The organism is Clostridium paridis, assembly GCF_016765615.1.
In the GTDB taxonomy this organism is placed as follows: Bacteria; Bacillota; Clostridia; order Clostridiales; family Clostridiaceae; genus Clostridium_T; species Clostridium_T paridis.
On the sequence record NZ_JAESWA010000019.1, the window covers coordinates 171,504 to 192,671 of the forward strand.

General features: G+C 30.9%; 18 protein-coding genes and 1 riboswitch. Of the genes, 16 read left to right on the forward strand and 2 right to left on the reverse strand.

Annotation, left to right across the window (positions count from 1 at the left end):
- Positions 1-16: 16 nt before the first annotated feature.
- From JK634_RS06190 to JK634_RS06215, 6 genes are all read left to right on the forward strand, one after another.
- The gene (locus JK634_RS06190; protein ID WP_202766765.1) at positions 17-862 is read left to right on the forward strand and encodes a GNAT family N-acetyltransferase; all 846 of its coding nucleotides are present in this window, start codon (positions 17-19) and stop codon (positions 860-862) included.
- A gap of 78 nt (positions 863-940) precedes the next feature.
- Positions 941-1,651, forward strand: a complete 711-nt coding sequence (locus tag JK634_RS06195) for a tetratricopeptide repeat protein (protein WP_202766766.1) — start codon at positions 941-943, stop codon at positions 1,649-1,651.
- A gap of 45 nt (positions 1,652-1,696) precedes the next feature.
- Positions 1,697-4,015, forward strand: coding sequence for an ABC transporter permease subunit (locus JK634_RS06200; RefSeq protein WP_202766767.1), 2,319 nt, complete (start codon positions 1,697-1,699; stop codon positions 4,013-4,015).
- Positions 4,002-6,242 carry an ABC transporter permease subunit gene (locus JK634_RS06205; RefSeq protein WP_202766768.1) on the forward strand — a complete coding sequence of 747 codons (2,241 nt, stop codon included), beginning with the start codon at positions 4,002-4,004 and terminating at the stop codon, positions 6,240-6,242. Before JK634_RS06200 ends, JK634_RS06205 begins: the two co-directional genes overlap by 14 nt.
- A 15-nt stretch (positions 6,243-6,257) precedes the next feature.
- Complete coding sequence (locus JK634_RS06210) at positions 6,258-7,232, forward strand: ABC transporter ATP-binding protein (protein WP_202766769.1); 975 nt, start codon at positions 6,258-6,260, stop codon at positions 7,230-7,232.
- Positions 7,229-8,023, forward strand: coding sequence for an ATP-binding cassette domain-containing protein (locus JK634_RS06215; RefSeq protein WP_202766770.1), 795 nt, complete (start codon positions 7,229-7,231; stop codon positions 8,021-8,023). The genes JK634_RS06210 and JK634_RS06215 overlap by 4 nt, the downstream gene beginning before the upstream one ends.
- 80 nt (positions 8,024-8,103) lie before the next feature.
- Here JK634_RS06215 and JK634_RS06220 read toward each other — a convergent pair whose 3' ends face one another.
- Entirely contained in the window at positions 8,104-8,760 is a 657-nt protein-coding gene (locus tag JK634_RS06220) for a hypothetical protein (RefSeq protein ID WP_202766771.1), read from the reverse strand.
- Between the two features lie 795 nt (positions 8,761-9,555).
- Here JK634_RS06220 and JK634_RS06225 point away from each other — a divergent pair.
- From JK634_RS06225 to JK634_RS06240, 4 genes are all read left to right on the forward strand, one after another.
- Positions 9,556-10,605 (forward strand): carbamoyl phosphate synthase small subunit, encoded by a 1,050-nt coding sequence (locus JK634_RS06225; protein WP_202766772.1) that lies wholly within the window; start codon positions 9,556-9,558, stop codon positions 10,603-10,605.
- A gap of 26 nt (positions 10,606-10,631) precedes the next feature.
- Complete coding sequence (gene carB / locus JK634_RS06230; RefSeq protein WP_202766773.1) at positions 10,632-13,841, forward strand: carbamoyl-phosphate synthase large subunit; 3,210 nt, start codon at positions 10,632-10,634, stop codon at positions 13,839-13,841.
- 25 nt (positions 13,842-13,866) lie between these two features.
- A riboswitch (guanidine-I (ykkC/yxkD leader) is annotated at positions 13,867-13,970 on the forward strand.
- Between the two features lie 65 nt (positions 13,971-14,035).
- On the forward strand, positions 14,036-14,425 hold the full coding sequence (locus tag JK634_RS06235) for an ACT domain-containing protein (protein WP_202766774.1): 390 nt from the start codon (positions 14,036-14,038) through the stop codon (positions 14,423-14,425).
- Between the two features lie 201 nt (positions 14,426-14,626).
- The gene (locus JK634_RS06240; RefSeq protein ID WP_202766775.1) at positions 14,627-14,902 is read left to right on the forward strand and encodes a YciI family protein; all 276 of its coding nucleotides are present in this window, start codon (positions 14,627-14,629) and stop codon (positions 14,900-14,902) included.
- A gap of 66 nt (positions 14,903-14,968) precedes the next feature.
- On the opposite strand, the gene JK634_RS06245 is transcribed toward JK634_RS06240, so the two are convergent.
- A complete protein-coding gene (locus JK634_RS06245; protein WP_202766776.1) occupies positions 14,969-16,090 on the reverse strand; it encodes an HD-GYP domain-containing protein in 1,122 nt (373 codons plus the stop codon).
- Positions 16,091-16,336: 246 nt separating this feature from the next.
- On the opposite strand from JK634_RS06245, the gene murI reads away from it, so the two are divergent.
- From murI to JK634_RS06275, 6 genes are all read left to right on the forward strand, one after another.
- Positions 16,337-17,110 carry a glutamate racemase gene (gene murI / locus JK634_RS06250; protein ID WP_202766833.1) on the forward strand — a complete coding sequence of 258 codons (774 nt, stop codon included), beginning with the start codon at positions 16,337-16,339 and terminating at the stop codon, positions 17,108-17,110.
- 203 nt (positions 17,111-17,313) lie between these two features.
- Positions 17,314-17,586 carry an STAS-like domain-containing protein gene (locus JK634_RS06255; protein ID WP_202766777.1) on the forward strand — a complete coding sequence of 91 codons (273 nt, stop codon included), beginning with the start codon at positions 17,314-17,316 and terminating at the stop codon, positions 17,584-17,586.
- Between the two features lie 323 nt (positions 17,587-17,909).
- Positions 17,910-18,428: a peptidylprolyl isomerase gene (locus JK634_RS06260; protein ID WP_202766778.1), complete on the forward strand. Its 519-nt coding sequence runs from the start codon at positions 17,910-17,912 to the stop codon at positions 18,426-18,428.
- Positions 18,429-18,441: 13 nt separating this feature from the next.
- Positions 18,442-18,804, forward strand: coding sequence for a DUF3783 domain-containing protein (locus tag JK634_RS06265; RefSeq protein ID WP_202766779.1), 363 nt, complete (start codon positions 18,442-18,444; stop codon positions 18,802-18,804).
- Positions 18,805-18,864: 60 nt separating this feature from the next.
- Entirely contained in the window at positions 18,865-19,560 is a 696-nt protein-coding gene (locus JK634_RS06270; protein WP_202766780.1) for a S24 family peptidase, read from the forward strand.
- 268 nt (positions 19,561-19,828) lie between these two features.
- On the forward strand, positions 19,829-21,154 hold the full coding sequence (locus JK634_RS06275) for a peptidoglycan-binding domain-containing protein (RefSeq protein ID WP_202766781.1): 1,326 nt from the start codon (positions 19,829-19,831) through the stop codon (positions 21,152-21,154).
- Positions 21,155-21,168 lie beyond the last annotated feature (14 nt).

Genomic DNA, 21,168 nt, shown 5'->3' on the forward strand with positions numbered 1-21,168 from the left:
TTGAGGGGTATTATTTATGTTTAAGTTAATAAAGGCTAAAGGACTAACTAAAGAGGAACTGCAAGCAATTAAAGAACTAGAAATTGAATGTAGTTCCAGTGAGAAATTAAATATGAAGCTTAATTGGGATATGCTTGAAAATAGACCTAAAGATCAAATAAATGATTTCTTATATTATGACAATGATAAATTGATTGGATTTTTGGGGATGTATGGATTTAGTTTAAATCCAAAGGAGATGGAGGTTACTGGGATGGTTCATCCTCAGTATAGACGTAAGGGTATATTCAAAGAACTTATGCTTGAAGCAAAAAAGCAGTGTAAAAAAGGTACGGCTAAAAGATTTCTTTTAATCACAGAAAGGAGAAGTAACTCTGGAATAGGTTTTGCTCAAGCAATAGGTTCAAAATATTCTTATTCAGAGTATAGAATGAAATTCAATGAAGCGAATATACCTAACGTTGAAAGCAAAGGGGTTTCACTTAGAAAAGCAAGCATTAAGGATAAAAAAGAAATTGCAGAGCTAGATAGAGAGTTTTTAAATTTGCCTGAAGATAATAATGATGATAACGAACTTAGGACTACCTATATGGCTGAATTAGAGGGTAATACTATTGGAAAGATTGGTACAACTATGGATGGGGTAGATGGATATATATTTGGAGTCGGAATAAAGCGCGAGTACAGAAGACAAGGTTATGGAAGGATTGTATTAAGTTTAACTTTAGAGAAGTTATTAAAAGACAATATAAATAGTATAATACTTGAAGTTGCATCAGAGAATGATAATGCCCTAGGCTTATATAAATCATGTGGTTTTAAAGAAAATACAGTTTATGATTATTATGAACTAGATGTTTAACATAAAAATAAATAGAAAGGATGTGAACATTTAGTGAAGCAAAGAGAACATGGAGCTCTTCATCACTAAAGAATAAATATGTTTAGAGTTAAGTTACCAGGAAGTAAAAAGATAAAAATAGCATTATTAAGCATATTAGTAATAATTATTATTGGAGTTTTAGTAAAGCAAAGTATTGATAACAAAAAAGAAATAGATAGGCAAAAGAAAGTGCAAGAACAGCTAAAAGAAGAGGAAGCTAGCGAAACTAAAGAAAAAAATGATCAAGCTACAAAAGCTAAGTTAGATGCGGAAAATAAACAAAAGAGTTTAGATGAAAAAGCAGAAAATGCAAAAGAGGTATTTTTCACAAAAGATTATGAGAGTGCAATTAATCTAAGCAATGAAATTTTAAGTGAAGATAATAATAATTATAAAGCATACGCAGTTAGGGGAATTGCCAAAGCTTATACTAGAGATTATAGCGCAGCTATGGAAGATATAAATAAGTCTTTAGAGATAAAGCCTGATTATGGATATGCAAGGTTTAATAAGGGATTGCTTTATGAATTGCAAGGAGAATTTACAGATGCAATAGAGTGGTATAACAAGGATTTGGAGATAGAAAGTTATGTGTGGAGCTATTATGGAATAGCAAGCATATACGGAAGAAAAGGCGATGTTGATAATACTGTAAATTATTTAACAAAAGCAATTGAATTAGATGCAGCAGTAAAAGAAACAGCAAAAGAAGAGCATGATTTTGATCCTGTAAGAGATTCTGAAAAATTTAGCAATCTAATAAAATAAAGCAATAAAAGTTAGGCAGTGAAATTAAAAATGAGGAGGGGTATTGTGCTGAAATGGGTAAAAGGATTTGGTGGCTTTTTTTTACTTATACTGGTTGTGGTTTTAGTCGCGTTTAGTATTAATAAGCACAGCTTCCAAAAAGATATTTTTACTAGCGATAATGTTTATAAAAATACAGATGAGCTTTCAAAAATAGATACTAATGATGGACAAGTAAAATACTTGGAAAAATACTTCAAAGAGATAGGGCTCAAGCCAGCAGGAGAAAATGGGACATACTATCAAAATTTTAAAACCATGGTGCCTATATATAATTCATCTCCAGAACTAAGTTTAAGAGATAGAGATAATAAAGTAATTAAAAGCTTTAAGTATGGAGAGGACTTTAGAGAAACACTCACAGGTTCCGGGGGAGTAGGAAATTTTAATAGTAAGTTCTATCTGCTTCAAGGAGATATAGAATCAATTCCAAAAGAAATATTAGAAAATTACATTATTCTATCTTCTGTACCATTAAGCGATAGTAAGTTAGAATATGTTGCGCAAAGTGGTGGAAAAGCTGTAATTTTTCCTGGAAATGGGATAGGTCAAAAAAATTCTTTTGATATGCAGAAAAAGAATGGAAAATCTATACTAATATACACTGTTACTCAAAATGTATTTCAAGATTTAAGTAATTCAGTGGGAATGAACCTAAATGGATATTTAAATGTTGATGTAAGTTTTAAAATGCAAGATACTCCAAATATTCTTGGGATGATTCAAGGAAGTGATAAATCTGCAGGATATTTAATTGTTTCATCACATGTAGATGAGGATGCATCAGGAATTGCCATGCTTATGGAGCAAGCTAGAACATTAAAAATGCAAAAGTATAGTCCAAAGAAAACTATAATTTTTGCTGTATGGAATAGCTTTAATCAAGGAATGAAGGGTTCGAAGTATTATGTGAATAATCCGCTCTTCCCACTAGAGAAAACGCAAGTGTTGGTATTCAATAGTGTAGGAGAAAGATCTGATATTAATCTTATAATGTCAACAGATGGGGTTGTGGCACAAACAATAATGAGCAAACTAGCAGCGTATTGTCCAGCAAGCGGCATTGTTCCTATGATGAATAGCAATATTTATGGTACTGATGGGGAAGAATTTTACACTAATGATATCCCAGCAATAGTATTAAGTGGCGATAAGATGGGAACTTCAATTTTTGATATTAAAAAAATAAACAGAGATACAATAAACGGCTTTGGGAATGTACTTTTAAACTATATGCAAAGAGAAGTTTATGGAGATTGGTATCATGGGCTTTTTAATGGAACAGAGCAAGCCTTCATTTTAATAATAATAGCAGCTGCAATAATTATAAGTGTATTGAAGACGGTATATAGATTAAAACCTAGAAAAAAATCTTTTGAACAAGTACTGGAAACTATATATTATTCAAGTGCTTTTTCAATATTTGATAAGGTTATACAAATACTTATTGTGATAAGTGTAGCAACGTTCTTTATATCGTTTTTAGCTTATACTCCAAAAAGTTTTGATGTTGTTTCCTATGGTGGCGAACATATATCGAATTATCCAATTTACAATATAGCAAATAACGCTATTTTGTTTATAAGAGATTTTCTCACACAGGGGTTTGGTAAAACCTTAAGTGGATTTAGTATAACGTATATTATTAGCTTTTCAATTATAAAAAGTTTGGGCTTAATATTGAGCTCATTAATGCTAGCATTTTTCATTGGAACATTAATAGGAACCTTTAGTAGTTTTAAAAATAAAAATAGTGGAAATGCAGGTTTCTTATTGCCTGTAGCGGTACTTTCTTTGCCGGATGTATTTGTGGCAGTATGCATACAGCTTGGATTTATTTATTTAAGAAAAAATCATATAATTTCAACTGAAAATAGCAGCATTACACAGTTCTTACTACCACTACTTTGCCTTGCTATTATTCCAACTGCATATATTTCAAGAGTGGCACAGGTAGCTGTAAAAGAAGAAATAAACAAAGATTATATAGTGGCTGCAAAAGCAAAAGGATTATCAACTTTTAGCATATTAAAAGATCATCTTCTAATAAGCGTAGTCATTAAAATAATCGAAACTTTACCATCGGTGTTAACTATAATAATGTCAAATGTTATTGTGGTAGAATATCTATTTGGGTATACAGGTATTGTATATCAGTTATTTAGTTATTTTAAGGATGGCGACATTTGGACATGTATATGTTTGATTATTGGTATAGGAATAGTTTACTTTATTTTAAATATTATATTTAAAATTCTTTCTATAATAGTTAATCCATTTAAAAGAGGTAATATATTAGGAGGAAACCAAAATGAAAAAGCTTAACTTACCTCTCATACTCGGAGGAATAATAATAGCAGTTATCTTAATTCTTGTTGCTTTTCCAGAAAAGGTTACCCACTATAATCCATATGCTATAGAGGGCATTAAAACAACAGCTCAGAAAAGTGGAGCGTCAATATCAATTCAAGGGGCTCCATTCTCACCATCAAAGGAAAATATACTAGGGACAGATCAACTGGGGAGAGATGAATTAAGCTTACTAGTTTACGGAACTAGACTTACTTTGGAAATAGGGATTTTAGTTGTTTTAGGTAGATTCCTAATTGCTATTCCATTAGGTATAGCAGCAGGATTTGGGAATAACTTATGTAAATCTATAATAAGTTTATTTAATTTAGTATTTAGTGCAATTCCAGCACTAATTATAAGTATTCTTGTGTTAGGGATAAGTTTCTTTTTGGGCCTATTTAAGGAACAATCTATATTGGCCTTTGTGATTGTGCTTACTATAGTGGGATTTGGTAAGGTAGCGGGACTGGTAAGAGAGAGAGTTGAAAACATATTATCCAAGCCCTTTATTACAGGGGAAAGAGCAATAGGGAAAAGTAATATATTAATTGCAGTTAAAAATGTATTACCACATCTTTCACCGGAGCTTATAGTGCTTATATTTATGGAGATGGCATTAGCCCTTTCTATGATTATGGAATTGGGTCTTTTTGGAGCATATGTAGGAAATATAAGAATTTTATTAGATGGAGGAAAGACATTAAATATAAGTGTGGAACCAGAGTGGGCAAGCATGATATCATCTTCAATTGCATATATAAGTGCAGCTCCTTGGATGGTATTTTCTCCTGCAGTAGCATTTTTTATTAGTATATTTAGTTTTAACTTATTTGGAGAAGGCTTAAGAGAAATGTTTTCAAGAAAGAAGTTAGGTTTTTCAGATATATTAAAAGATAAAAAGAAGAATTTTAAAAAGGCAGCAGTAGTAGTAATTGCGGGAATACTTTTGTTATTTATTTCAAATATAGGTATTGGATATTATAAGGGTCAAGAAGCTAAAAAACAAGCAGCAAAGATAATGAGTTGGGAATTTAAAAATCAAGTATTAATAGGTAGTGAAGAGGCAAAATATACTGCTGATAATCTAAAAGAGTCCTTAAAAGAAGCAGGGTTTCAGCCAATTGGACAAGATTATATTCAAACCTATGATGTAGATAAGTTAAATTCTGCTAAAGAGTATTCATTCACAATAAAAAATGGAGATAAATCAAATAATTTGGTCTTTGGTAAAGACTTTGCTCTATTAGATTATAAGGATTATTCATTAAAAGGACAAATATTTAAGGGTGATTCAGTGGATATGTTTAATCTAAAGGACTATAGGATATTTGATAATAAACTAGTGTTATTTGACGAACAAACTTATTCTCGAGAAGCTATTGAAGAATTTTCAAATAATATTAAAGAAAAATCAAAAGCATTAGGAGTTATAGATGTATTAAATACTAATGATACCTTGCCTTCTGCTATGAGCAGCAAGATGACAGGCGATTCTTTAATATATATAACAAAGGAGGCTTCTAAATATCTAGAAAACGATACTGAAATAGAGATTAACCTTAAAGCATGTACTTTAACTGGTAAGGGAAGAAACGTAATAGGAGTCTTGCCAGGAAAGAATCCTAATTTATCAAATGAATATATAATGATAAGCATGGGATACAACTACTTTTCTGATGATAGGGAGAATATCATCGAAAAAATGAAAATGCTTATTGAGGCTGCAAGAAAGTTGTACCAGGACAATAATAATCAAGGAAGAAGTATAATAATTGCATTTTGGGATGGTAATTTAACAGAGGAGTATTCGGGAGTGAAGAAATATGTAGACAATCCACTTGTTTTACTGAATAAAACTGTTTTAAATATTGACCTAACTAATATGAACGTTAATGGAAATACTGTGGTTATTAATTCACAACAAATCTCTGTAACAAAGTATTTTTCTTGGGCATTTAATCATGAATTTGAATCAAAGATAAAGAAAAATAATATAATAGTTGAACCTAATATAAGTAAGAAAAAAGTTAGTGAAATAATAGAAAAAGGTCCTAATTCTAAAGAAGTTATGTATTATAAAGGGGCTGTACCAACAATATTGCTGTTAAATAAAGAAAATAATAATGAGATGGAAAAAGATGAGATTGAAAATAATTTTGTAAAGACCTTAGTATCGTCTATTTCAAATATAAATTATTAGTTTGGATGTGAGTTGATGAATAATAATACAATTCTTAATATAAGTGGACTAATGCTCTCTTTTAAAGCTAATAATGGATTTGTTCAAGTAATTAGAGGTGTTGATATTCAGCTTAACAAAGGAGAGATTCTAGGTATACTAGGTGAGTCAGGAAGTGGTAAGACAGTAACTGCATCTTCCGTACTTAGATTAACGCAAGATTCTGATTTAAAAATAGATAGTGGAAGCATTATTTTTGATAATGCTGAACTTACAAAATTAAGAGAGAAAGATATGCGTGAAATACGTGGCAAAAGAATATCATATATATTTCAAGATGCTAGCGCTGCATTAACCCCCTATAAGAAAGTGGGCAAACAGCTAAGAGAAGTTCTAAAAGTTCATGGGGAGAGTAATGACAAAAATAGAATAATTGCAGCTATGAGAAAAGTTGGAATCGATAATGCAGAGATTGTTTATAATATGTTTCCTTGGCAGTTAAGCGGAGGGCTTTGTCAAAGAGTGCTTATTACAATGAGCACCCTCTGCTCACCAGAGATAATTATTGCAGATGAACCAACAGCAGCGATAGATGCTTCCTTACAAAAGAAGGTATTAGATCTTTTAAAAGATATAAATATAAAGGATGAATCTTCAATAATTATAATTACACATGATTTTGATGTGGTTAGATATATTTGTAGTAGGGTAGTTGTAATGTATGGAGGATTAGTTATGGAGGAAGGTAGTACTAAGGACATACTTAACAAGCCACTACATCCATATACTAAAGAGCTCATAAGATGCGTAGAATCTTTAGATAATAATGATAAGGAATTATACTCTCTAATAGGGAAAGCACCTAGTCCGGATGAGTTTAAGGATCAATGCCCATTTTATGATAGATGTAAGTATAAGAGTTCTAGATGTTTAGAAGGAATACCAAAGGTAAGAAATATAGATGGTAGAAGGGTAAGATGTATTTTAGAAGATACAGGTGATTTTTTTTGAATAAAGAGGATAAAAATATAATAATAGTTGAAAATCTATCTAAGCACTATATTGTAAAGAAAAATATTCTTTCTAAGAAGAATCTTATTAAAGCAGTGGATAATGTGAGTTTTGAAATCAAAGAAGGAGAGGCTTTAGGCCTTATTGGTGAAAGTGGATGTGGTAAAAGTACAACCGCATCACTAATTCTAAATCTTATAAAAGCAGATGAAGGTAAAATAATTTATAAAAATATGGACTTAACCAAAATAAATGATGATGTTATGAGAGGGTTAAGAAAAGACTTGCAAATTATTTTCCAGGCAAGTCAAGGGACGTTAGATCCACTAATGACAATTGATGAATTACTAAAAGTACCATTAAAACTTCATAAAATAGTTGATAATTCAGAACTAGATTGTGAGGTAACAAGATTACTAAACTTGGTAGAGTTATCTGAGAGTGATAAATACAAGTATCCTTATCAAATGAGTGGGGGACAGAGGCAGAGAATAGGAATCGCTAGAGCTATAGCAACAAAACCGAGTTTTATAATATGTGATGAGCCGGTTTCAGCTTTGGATGTATCTATACAGGGTCAAATACTCAATCTTTTAGAAACCCTAAGAGAGGAATTGAAACTTACTTATTTGTTTATTTCCCATGACTTAAAGGTGGTAAAGCACTTATGTGATAGAATTGCAGTAATGAATAAGGGGAAGATAGTTGAAATAGGAGAAACTAGGAAGATATTAGAGAATCCCAAAGAGGAATATACTAAAAAACTTATAAGTTCACAATTGTTTGTATAGCAATGACACATTTGTATGAAAATACCCACAGAATTCTTATAATATTCTGTGGGTTTAATTTTATAGGTGTTAGTCGTTTATTAATAACATGTAAAGCTGTCTATTCTATTTAGATCTAAGCCAAAGTATACCCATCTAAAGCCCATCCATCTCCATCCAGCTACGGACCTTGGACCAACATAAGTTAAGTAAGCCCAGTAAGCATTACCATTCCTTTGCCAAATGTATATAAATCTATTAGTACAAGGCCTTATTGCACCATAGTCAACCTTATAAGCTCCTACTCCTTTTTCAGTGCCATACTTTTTGCTTTCAGACTTTGAAGGAACAAAATTAGGTGGACTGCTCATGGGGCCCGCAGCACTTGGCATTTTACCAGGTGCACCTTGTTGATTGTATTGATAGTTCGGAGGAACTTGGTTGCCTGGATAGTTTGGAGAAAATTGATTGTTTGGATAGTTTGGAGAAAATTGAAATGCTGAAGGATCTACTATATTTGGAGGCATCATATTATTTGGAAGTTGCCTATATCCATATATAGGATTGAAGAATACATCATCCTCTTCTTCTCTATAGCCATCACCATATTCTTCTTCTAGACTAATAAACCTAAAAAGTGGAGGAATACTATAATTTACGTCTACTTCAAATTCTCCAACTTCATCTATTTCCTCACCATGAGAAAAAAATCTAACAGTTGAGGAATCAAAGTCGAAATTTTCATATGAGTTATACATAAAAACATCCTTTTATATTAATCTCAATTAGTATTATATTCAGTATTTATAAAATGGTTACTAAGTAGAATTTAAGTATTATGAATAAAAAAATAAAAAAATTAAGGAAAAAAATAAATATAATTACTAAATCCATTGACATAATAACTAGGATAGATAATAATTAAGAAGGCTTCAAAATAAGACAAGGTATAATAATTAGGCAAGGAAAAGGACTGTTACTTATGTAACAGTCCTTTTGCATTATAAAAAATGGTATTAGATAGGGATTAATAGAAAAAATATGAATAAATATGCATAATTATCGTATAAATATAACAAATATCTTGAATAAATATATAAAGAAAAGTATAATGAAGATATATACTGACTATTAAATTGGGGGCTAAGTATATTTTAAGAAAGAAATGAATAAATTATGTATAAATAATAATATTGATAAATCCCTTTACTCAAGCTGTTTCTTTTAATATAACAAAAAAAGGAATTGTAGACCTTCTTGACAAATGGAAGACTATAACATAGAATATCTTTAAGAAAATAAAGTTAGATACACTTTAAATTGGTCCTGTGAGGCCAGAAAGGAGTATGTTGTTATGTTAACATTTGATATTAAAAACTTAACAGCTTTGTCTTTATACGCGTTTTTGCGTTTAACTATTTGGAGGATAATAAAGGGATTAATGATATAGTTTAATCCCTTTATTATCCTTTTGTTTATGCAAAAGAATAAGGGATCTTTCTTAGATAAAAAGGTGTATTCTTAGCTTTAATAGTTAAATTAGGAGGGCTATTATGAAAGCAAAGCTAATATTGGAAAATGGAATTATATTTGAAGGTAAAGCATTTGGATATTTAAAAGAAAGTGTTGGAGAAGTAGTTTTTAACACTGGGATGACAGGATATCAGGAGGTTTTAACAGACCCTTCGTATTATGGACAAATTGTCACTATGACTTATCCTCTTATAGGAAATTACGGAATAAATCTAGAAGACGTAGAATCTAAATCAGTTAAAGTTAAAGGATTTATTGTAAGAGAACAATGTTCTTACCCTAGTAATTTCAGATGTGAATTTCAAATAGAAGATTATTTAAAACAAAATAAAATTATAGGATTAGAAGGAATAGATACAAGAGCATTAACAAAGATACTAAGAAATAATGGGACTATGAAAGGCATAATTACCTTAGAAGATATCAGTCTTCAAGAAGCTAAACCTAAGCTCAATAGTTATTCCAATGAAGATGCAGTTAAGATGGTTACCTCTAAAGAAATATATACAATAGATGGGACTGGAAAACATGTAGCAATAATGGATTTCGGAATAAAACAAAATATAATAAGAAATTTTTTGAATAGAGGATGCAAGGTAACTGTATTTCCGGCAGATACAGAGGCAGAAGAAATATTAAAGGTTAATCCAGATTTAATATTTTTATCAAATGGTCCTGGAGATCCAGAAGATCTTCCGGATGTAATTAGAAATATTAAGAACCTAGTTGGAAAGAAACCTATAGTAGGAATTTGCCTGGGTCATCAACTTTTAGCCTTAAGCTTAGGAGGAAAAACTTCAAAGCTGAAATTTGGACACAGGGGATGTAATCATCCAGTTAAGGATTTGGAAAGTAATAGAGTGCATATAACATCACAAAATCATGGATATGTTGTTGACACATTACCAGAAAATATAGAGGTAACTCATGTTAATTTAAACGATGGAACCATAGAAGGAATGAAGCATAAAGAATTACCTATATATTCAGTACAATTCCATCCAGAAGCATGCCCAGGGCCAAAAGATTCAGAATATATTTTTGATAAATTTATGAAATATTCACTTTAAGCTTAGAAGTATTAGGAGGTAAGGAAATGCCATTAAATAAAGATATAAAAAAAGTATTAGTTATAGGCTCAGGTCCAATTATTATAGGGCAGGCAGCAGAATTTGATTATTCAGGAACGCAAGCTTGCCAAGCCTTAAAAGAAGAAGGAATAGAGGTTGTTTTAGTAAATTCAAATCCGGCTACAATTATGACTGACAAAGAAGTAGCTGATAAAATATATCTTGAACCATTAACTGTAGAGTTTGTTGAGAAAGTAATAAAAAAAGAAAGACCTGATTCTCTACTTGCAGGAATGGGTGGCCAAACAGGGCTAAACTTAACTGTAGAGTTGTATGAAAAAGGAATATTAGATAAATATAAATTGAAAGTAATAGGTACTTCTGTTGAATCCATTAAAGAGGGTGAAGATAGAGAATTATTCAGAGCCATGATGCAAAGAATAAATGAACCTGTAATTCAAAGTGAAATTGTAACAACATTAGAACAAGGAAGAAAGGTAGCTAATGAAATAGGTTACCCAGTAGTTGTTAGACCGGCATATACCTTAGGGGGAACAGGTGGAGGAATAGTAAATAATGAAGAAGAATTAAATATAACATTAGCTTCAGGGTTACAATTAAGCTCAATTCACCAATGCTTGTTAGAGAAGAGTGTTAAAGGATGGAAGGAAGTAGAATATGAGGTTATGAGAGATTCCTATGGAAACTGCATAACAGTCTGTAATATGGAAAATATTGACCCTGTAGGAATCCATACGGGAGATTCAATAGTTGTAGCTCCATCCCAAACATTATCAGATAAAGAATATCAAATGCTTAGAACGGCATCAATAAATATAATTAATGCAGTGGGAATTGAAGGAGGATGTAATGTACAATTTGCATTAAATCCAGATTCTTTTGAGTATGCAGTTATAGAAATAAATCCTAGAGTTTCACGTTCGTCAGCGCTAGCATCTAAAGCAACTGGATACCCAATTGCAAAGATGGCAGCAAAAATAGCATTAGGATATGGACTAGATGAAATTGAAAATGCAGTTACTAAGAAAACTTATGCATGCTTTGAACCTACATTAGATTATGTAGTGGTTAAAATACCAAAATGGCCATTTGATAAATTCTTCTCTGCAGATAGGGCTTTAGGAACTAAGATGATGGCTACAGGAGAAATAATGGCCATAGGAGCTAATTTTGAAGCAGCATTCTTAAAAGGTATTAGAAGTTTGGAGATTGGAAAGTATTCTTTAGAGCATAAAAAGTTCAGAAGTTTAAGCTTAGAGGAACTTAGAGAAAGAATAAAAACTCCAGATGATGAGAGAATCTTCGCTCTTGCAGAAATGTTAAGAAGGGATTATAGAGTTGAACATGTATCAAGAATAACTGGAATGGATATATTCTTTATTGAAAAGTTTAAGTGGATTGTTGAGGAAGAACAAAGATTAAAACTAAGTAAGCTTGAACAATTAGATAAGGAATGGCTACAAAATTTAAAAAGAAAAGGCTTTTCAGATAAAGGAATAGCAGATTTACTAGGATCCACTCCAGAAGATATATATAAACTTAGGAGTATATGGAATATTAAACCAAGTTATAAGATGGTTGATACCTGTGGGGGAGAATTTGAGGCACTTTCACCATACTATTATTCTACCTATGAACAATATGATGAGGTGCAGGTATCAGACAAAAAGAAAGTAATGGTTATAGGGTCTGGACCTATAAGAATAGGTCAGGGTATAGAATTTGACTATGCATCAGTTCACTGTGTAATAGCTCTTAAAAAGCTGGGAATTGAAACTATTATAGTTAATAATAATCCAGAAACAGTAAGTACAGATTTTAATATATCCGATAAGTTATATTTTGAGCCATTAACGGAAGAAGATGTATTTAATATAATTGAAAAAGAAAAGCCAGATGGGGTAATACTTCAATTCGGAGGACAGACGGCAATAAAATTAGCTAACTTCTTAAAAGAAAAGGATATTCAGACACTAGGAACTACTGCAGATCAAATTGATTTAGCAGAAGATAGAGAAAAGTTCGATGAAATGCTAGAAAAACTTGGAGTAAGTAGACCGAAAGGAAAAGGAGTATGGACAATAGAGGATGGAATTAAAGAAGCAAGAGAATTAGAATTCCCAGTTCTGGTTAGACCATCCTATGTATTAGGTGGCCAAGGCATGGAAATAACTCATGATGAAGATGAGTTGATATATTATTTAAGTAATGCCTTTGAGAAAGACACTAAAAGTCCTATATTAATAGATAAGTATCTAATGGGAAGAGAGATAGAAGTAGATGCGATATCAGATGGAGAAGATGTTTTAATACCAGGTATAATGGAACATTTAGAGAGAGCAGGAGTTCACTCAGGTGATTCTATAACAATGTATCCTAGTCAAAATCTTAGTAAGTCAATTAAAGATAAGGTGTTAGAATATACTAAGAAACTTGCAATTGAAATAGGCATTAAGGGAATGATTAATATTCAATTTATAGAATATCAAGATAAGCTATATGTGATTGAAGTTAATCCTAGAGCATCGAGAACCGTGCCATATATATCAAAAGTTAGTAAGGTACCAATTGTTGATTTAGCTACTAAGGTTATGTTAGGTGAAAAACTTAAAGATTTAGGATATGGTGTGGATGTATATAAAGAACCTAAACTTGTATCAGTAAAAGTTCCAGTATTCTCAACTCAAAAACTTCCTAATGTAGAGGTTTCATTAGGACCTGAGATGAAGTCTACAGGTGAGGTGTTAGGAGTAGGTAAAACACTAGAAGAAGCTTTATATAAAGGAATGCTTGCAGCTGGGTTATATCCAGAAAGAAATACTGGAAAAATATTAGCAACTATAAATAATCATGATAAAGAGGAATTCCTAAGTATAGTTAGAAAATTAAAGGGACTAGATTATGAATTCGTTGCAACATCAGGAACTGCAGAGCTTTTAAGAAAAGAAGGATTAAAAGCTGAAGTAGTAAGAAAACTTGCAGAAGAAGAACCGAATATAATGAATGTAATTAAAAATAAGGAAGTTGATCTAGTGATTAATACCCCTACTAAAGGCAATGATTCTAAAAGGGATGGCTTTATTTTAAGAAGAGCAGCCGTAGAAAGAAATATTGGAGTAGTTACAGCGTTAGATACTTTTAATGCTATAGTAAATGTAAAAGTTAATCAAACCTGTAAAAAGGATCTTGAAGTATTTAATATTGTAGAAGAGTAAGATACAATTAAATTAATAAAGTGGAGAAAAAGTTTTCTAGGGTTCCGCAAAAAAAAGAATTGGTCAGGTCCGAGAGAAAACGCACAATTATAATTATTGTGTACACGGAAGGATAAAAGCCTGGGAGATATCGTAGTGATGTCCTCCTAGGCTTTTAATATTTTTAAAATATCAGTAGAAAGGATAAATAATAAATGCAGGATTTTAAATTGGAATTGAAACTATTAGAAAAATATTATGGAGTTTGTAGGTTAAGCTCTGAAGATGAAATACCTAGGTGGGCATTGCAAAGCGATATTTATTCGATTACTAAAACCCATGATGAATTATCTATAGTATGTAATGAAGAACATATTCCTGAAGGAATAGAATGTGAGAAACAATGGAGAGCTTTAAAAGTGCAAGGACCTTTGGATTTTTCATTAATTGGAATATTATCAACTATAAGTAGAGCACTTGCTCAGCAGAGGATAAGCATTTTTGCAATATCAACTTATGATACAGATTATATATTAGTAAAAGATGATAAGAGGAATGAGGCAGTTGAGGCCTTAAAAGCGATAGGATGTGAAATAGAGATTTAAGAGTGCACCCCTTAATATAAATATTTATTTGAAAGACGTAAATAAGTATTGACAGTTGAACATGTGTTCGGTAATATATAAATATAGAATATATGTTCGCATAAAAATAATAGTAATAAATATAGATAGATTGGCATAGTATTTATTATGTAAAGAGAATTGATAATCTCTTTATATAGATTTATTTAGGGGGTTATTAATATGAAAAAGACTAGTGGAATATTTGTTAAAATAAACTATAAATTTGATAGAAGCTTTAAAGAGGGTATAAAAGAAAATTCGCACAAGAATAAGAAAGGACTTTTTGATAAGTATCTTCTTTGTGGGGGGAAATATAATAAGGATGGGGTTACAATGATTTTTCAAGCAGAAAACTTAAAAGAGGCAGAAGAAATCATAAATAACAATCCATTTCAGAAGGCAAGTTTTTATTCCTTTGAAATATTGAGCAAGAATTATATTGCATTAAATTCTTAAATTTAAGATAAAAAATAGGACATTAAGAATATAAATTCTTTAATGTCCTATTTTAAATTATGTACTTTAAACTTCATATTGAATCCCAGAAATAACAAGGGATAAATCTTTTAATAAGTTTATGATGGAACCCACTCTATTTTCATCTAATGGACTTTTTAATATTTTTATTCTAGGTCTCAATGGGTAATTAGGAGGGGTTTCCTCCACAACACCAATTTCTCCATTGCTTAATTTTACAACGGTACCTGTAGGGAATGGGACAATAATTTTCGTGAATAAATCAACATAATTTATATCAAAATGAGTACCAACATTAGCCATAATGTATTCTAAGGCCTCATTAGGTGTAGCAGCCTTTTTATAAGGTCTATCAGAAGTTAACGCATCATATACATCAGCTATAGCAACTATTTTTACAAGTGGGTTAACCTCATTACCAGTTAAGCCGAAAGGATATCCAGTACCATCTTGTTTTTCGTGATGCTGTAATATTATCATTTTAGCCACTGAACTAAGTTCTGTAGTACTGCCTATGTAATCATAACCTTTTTGAGGATGAGACTTAATTATATTAAATTCTTCCTCTGTCAGCTCGGCATCTTTTAGAATTATTTCCTTTGGAACACATACCTTGCCTATATCATGAATTAGAGCACCGATACATAAATCCTGTAAGTCTGAACGTGGCAACCTTAAAGCGACTCCCATAACTAATGAAAGAACAGCTACATTAACACAATGCTGATATGTATAGTTATCCATACTTTTAATATCTACCAAATTAACAAGTATATTTTTGTTAGCAGATATATTATCAATTAATTCTAAAGCCACATCATAGATGTTTTTTAAGTATCCTTCTCTTTCTTTAAGTAAAAGATTTTTATCTTTTGAAGAGGTGCTAGAATCAAATATGTAATTAGCAATTCTCTCTATATTAGAAAAAGTATCTTTAACAATCTTAATAGATTTTTGCCTTAATTCAGGTTTGATTATATCTTCTATATCACTGTAGCTATATTCATCAATTATGTAAAGTGAGAAGATATTGATGGATTTTATCCGTTTGATAAGTGCCGTATTCAATTTAATCCCTTCCTTTAGAAGAGTTCGACCATTTTCATCGAAAATAGTTCTAGCTAAAAAACTTCCTTCTTTTATACACTCAATAGGCACCAGCCTCATAAATAACACCTCATACTAGTAACAGATAAGTATAATTATACTATAGAATTTTAACAATAACTATATAAATGAGCCAAAATTATTACATAATCACTACTATTTTCAGTATCTGAAAGCTATTTTTAGATAGTTAAAAATGTAGTATTAAAAATCATAATACATTTCTAATAATTAGGTGATATAATTAATATATATTAATTATTAATAGCTTATTTATATGAACTTAATTAATGGAGTGATAACATGATGGAAGAGCTTATTAAGAATAGACCTATAGGTTTCTTTGATTCTGGAGTTGGGGGACTAAGCGTTTTAAAGAAAGCAATTGAACATATGCCAGAAGAAAACTATATTTATTTAGGAGATTCAGCTAATGCACCCTATGGTGTTAAATCTATAGAAGAAATAAAAAGATTAACTTTAGAGAATGTTGAATTTTTATTAGGAAAAGGAGTAAAGGCAATTGTGGTTGCATGTAATACTGCAACTTCAGTAGCTATAGAGGAGCTTAGAGCAAAATATAGAAATATGCCTATTATAGGAATAGAACCAGCATTAAAGCCAGCAGTAGAATTGCAGCAATTGGGAAGGATTGTCATTATGGCAACAAATGCTACTCTGAAGGAAAAAAAGTTTAAGAATTTAATGAATGAATATTCGTTTGGAAAGGATATATATCCACTTCCATGTCCGGGATTGGTTGAATTTGTGGAAAATGGGATCTTGAATGGGGAGAGATTGGAGCAATTTCTTAAGAAGATTCTTGAAGAGGCATCAAAGGAAGAGATAGCTTCAATAGTTTTGGGTTGCACACATTATCCTTTCGTTAAAGAAACAATACAAAAAGTTGTTGGAGAAAAGGTTACAATTCTTGATGGAAGTCTGGGGACTGTAAAAGAGTTAAAAAGAAAATTAATTAGGAATGAAATAAAGCAAATTGAGTCAGAAAAAGGATATGTTAAAATATATAATACCTTGGAAGAAAAGATAAAATTGAGTCATACATTAATAAATGCTTAGAAAAAATATAACATAGATAATAGAAAAATTAGAAGAGATAAGAAAGCTTCTAATTTTTTTTTAATAAAAAAGTTTGTTAAAATATTGACAGACTATTGAGAGTTTGATATATTATTAACAGGGAGAGAATTTTCTGAAAATTTAAATAAAAGATAAAGCAATATAAATAAATTCTATTATTCAGTAAATAAGGGGTGTTTTTTATGGAAATTAAAATCAAAAAATGTTTAGGAGAAAAGCTTGCAGTAGAGGATGCTATTATAGTTAGGGATATGGTGGAAAAAAATATCCAAGAAGAAGTGGTTCTAGATTTTGAAGGATTCAAGAGAATTCCAAGTACATTTTTATGTTGTTTATTCACTGATCTAATAAATAAGCAAGGAAGAGATTATATTTTTAATCAAGTAAATGTGAAAAACTTATCAAATTATGAAGACTATACTAGAGTGGTTAAAGGTACAGCATATACAGCATAATAAAAACAGTTAAAGTTTATTTATATAGAGAAGATGATAATATTGCGCTAGAGAATTTTGTCTAAAGGCAAAATGATTTAGATATGTGGTTGGAATTCCAAAGTGGAATTCCTAAGAAATGAAGAGGAATGACCTCTTTTTTTTTTGTCTCTAATTATTATGAAGAAAATAATAAGAAGTTTATTTTAATTATTATAGAGTAATTGATAATATCCAATTGTTTAGGTATAATCTTTAATAAATATAGGAATTATTTGGCGTTAAATATATAATAATATATAGGGTATATATTTAATGTTTTATTGTTGAAAGGAGAAAGACAAATGAGTAATCCAATAGTTACAATAACAATGGAAAATGGTAAGGAGATGAAGGCAGAATTATATCCTGATATTGCTCCAAATACAGTGAAAAATTTTATTAGTTTAATAAATAAAGGGTTTTATGATGGATTGATATTCCATAGAGTAATTCCAGGATTTATGATACAAGGAGGATGTCCAGAAGGTCAAGGAACTGGTGGCCCAGGATATTCAATAAAAGGAGAATTTACAAGCAATGGATTTAAAAACGATTTAAAGCATAGTAAAGGTGTTTTATCAATGGCAAGAGCAATGCATCCAGATTCAGCAGGAAGTCAATTTTTTGTAATGGTAGCAGATGCTCCACATTTAGATGGACAATATGCTTCTTTTGGTAAAATAATCGAGGGTATAGAAGTTGCTGATGAAATAGTAGCTACAAAAACAGATTTTAGAGATAAACCATATGAGGATCAAGTAATTAAGTCAGTTAAGGTTGATACTTTAGGCGTATCATATGATGAACCAGAAACAATTTAAGTGAGGGATGTATATGTTGAATAACCAAAAAACTGTATTAGTTTATGGATTTAGTCAAGAGCAAAGCAGTGTTCTTAACTCAGATAAATACGATACAGTCATTGTATCAAAAGAGATGATAAATATGAAACTTAAGGATATAATTGACGGATTAAGGTTTGAGACATTTGAAAGCAATTCATCTAAAGAGCAAGTGGTAGTCTTTAATAATTTTACTGATGAGGAACTTAAGATAATGCTTAGTATAATAAAAGGCATTTCTCCAAATGCAATCAAGGCAGTAGTTACACCTACATCTATAAATTGGAGTTTTAAGTATTTAGTAGAGCACTTAGTTGAAGAGAGAGAATGGTATAAAGCAAATGCAAAAAAATAAATAGAGAAATTTATTTGTAATTTGACTATTTGAAAAAACTAGCGGAAGGAAGAAAGAACTTTGAGTAGAGTTGGTGAAAAGATAAAAAATGCTAGAGAAAGTAGTGGCTTAACTCAGAAGGCTTTAGCAAAAAAACTTGGTTTAGCAGAGAAGTATATAAATGAAGTAGAGCTTGGAAGAAAAGTATTAAGTGAAAATCTAATAGATAGAATAGGGAAAGTACTAAATACAGATTTAAATGATATAAGCATGGTTGTAACTGATGAAGAATTGATGAAAGAAGTTAAAAAGGAACCTGCTAGAAAGGTAGCTCCGTCTATTGCGACTCCTAAGATGGATCTTAGGGAAGTGAATGAAGATTGGAGCAATGCATTTAGTTCAGTTTTTAGAAAAGTACCTATTTATGATTATAGCTTTACTAAGGAATTTGGAGCAGTTGAATTACCAGTACATTCGAATAAAATAAATGGATATACAATAGATAAAGTATTTTACATAGTAATTGAAGAAGATGATATGCTTGGATTTAGAATATCTAAGGGAGATAAAGCTTTAGTTCACTCTGTAAAAGAAATAGAAAACAATAGTATTATGCTTTTGGAGCACCAAGGAAAAAGAATAGTAAGACAAGTCAAAAAAATAGATAATACAAAAATTCTATTAGTTTCAAATAAAGGAAACTTAGTTACAGATACAGTAAGTATAAAGGATATAAAACCACTAGCTAAGTTAGATAAGATAGAAATAGAACTTTAATATATCAAAGAGGGTAGTTGTAAGTCAGATGAGCTTACAACTACTTTTTTATTTAAGTTTATAAAGTGTGGGGAAAATGTGGATAAAGTTAATAATATTGTGGATAACTAACCAAGAAACTTTTTAATATCAACGATTTATGAAGGAGATAGTAATGTGTTTTTTTGTGGATAACTATAAAAATATTCATTTGATTTTATAGTATAAGTACAATATAACTACTTTTTCATATAATAACCTAGAAAGTAATTTAAGGGAGAATAAAGCTTTGCCAAAAGGAAGAATAAAGGTGCAATGTTTTGTAAGGAATAGCTATGTACCTGTAGATAATAGTAGAATAACAGTAAATACCCAAGGGGGTGGAAGTCAAGTATATGATGTTGTAACTGATAGTTCAGGGCTTACACCTGAAATTGAAGTAGATGCCCCTCCAGTAGAATACTCCCAAAACCCTTCAGCGCAAATGCCTTATAGTCTATGTGATGTAAAAGTAGAAAGAAGCGGCTTTGATCCATTAAATATCAGGGGATGCCAGATATTTCCGGAAAGAACTGCAATTCAACCAGCAAATTTGAATGAGAATACTAATAGAGCCACTAGACAACAAATAATAATTATACAAGCAAACACACTTTTTGGTGTCTTTCCACCTAAAATACCTGAAAGTCCAGAAAAACCTTTGCCACCACCTTCGAGTGGAGTTGTTTTATCCCAACCAGTCGTACCAGAGTTTGTTATAGTGCATCAAGGTACACCCGATTCAGAAGGACCTAACTACACTGTTAGATTTACAGATTATATCAAGAATGTTGCATCGTGTGAGATTTATTCAACTTGGTCAGAGAGTACCATAAGAGCAAATGTATATTGCATACTTTCATTTACACTAAATAGAATATTTACAGAATGGTATAGAGGAAAAGGGAAGAGCTTTGATATTACAAATTCTACGGCTTTTGACCATGCATTTAACTATGGGAGAAATATATATGAAAATATAAGTAGAGTTGTTGATGAAATCTTTACTAGTTTTGTAAAAAGGTCAGGAAGCAAACAACCATTGCTTACACAATATTGTGATGGACAAAGAGTTAAATGCCCTCAATGGTTAAGTCAATGGGGAAGTAAGTATATGGGAGATCAAGGAACACCTCCATATGAAATACTAACAAATTACTACGGAAGTGATATAGAATTATCAACTGCTCCACAGGTAAAAGGAATACCTAAGTCATATCCAGGAACAACCTTAACGATTGGTTCAACAGGTCAGCCTGTAAGAGATATTCAAACTTACTTAAACGCTATCTCTAAGAATTATCCAGCTATTCCTAAATTAAATGTAGATGGAAAGTATGGACCTAAAGTAGCTGAAGCTGTAAAAGTATTTCAAGGTGTATTTTCATTACCACAAACAGGAGTTGTAGATTATGCTACATGGTATAAGATATCTGATGTTTATGTAGGAGTTACTAAAATAGCAGAATTAAGGGCATCAATAGATGGAGAAGAAAAGATATTTGTGCCACCAATTGGCTATAATTTTGCAAATACTGAAATGCCAAGAGTTTCTTATTATGATAATATGTTATAAAAATATGGAATTTG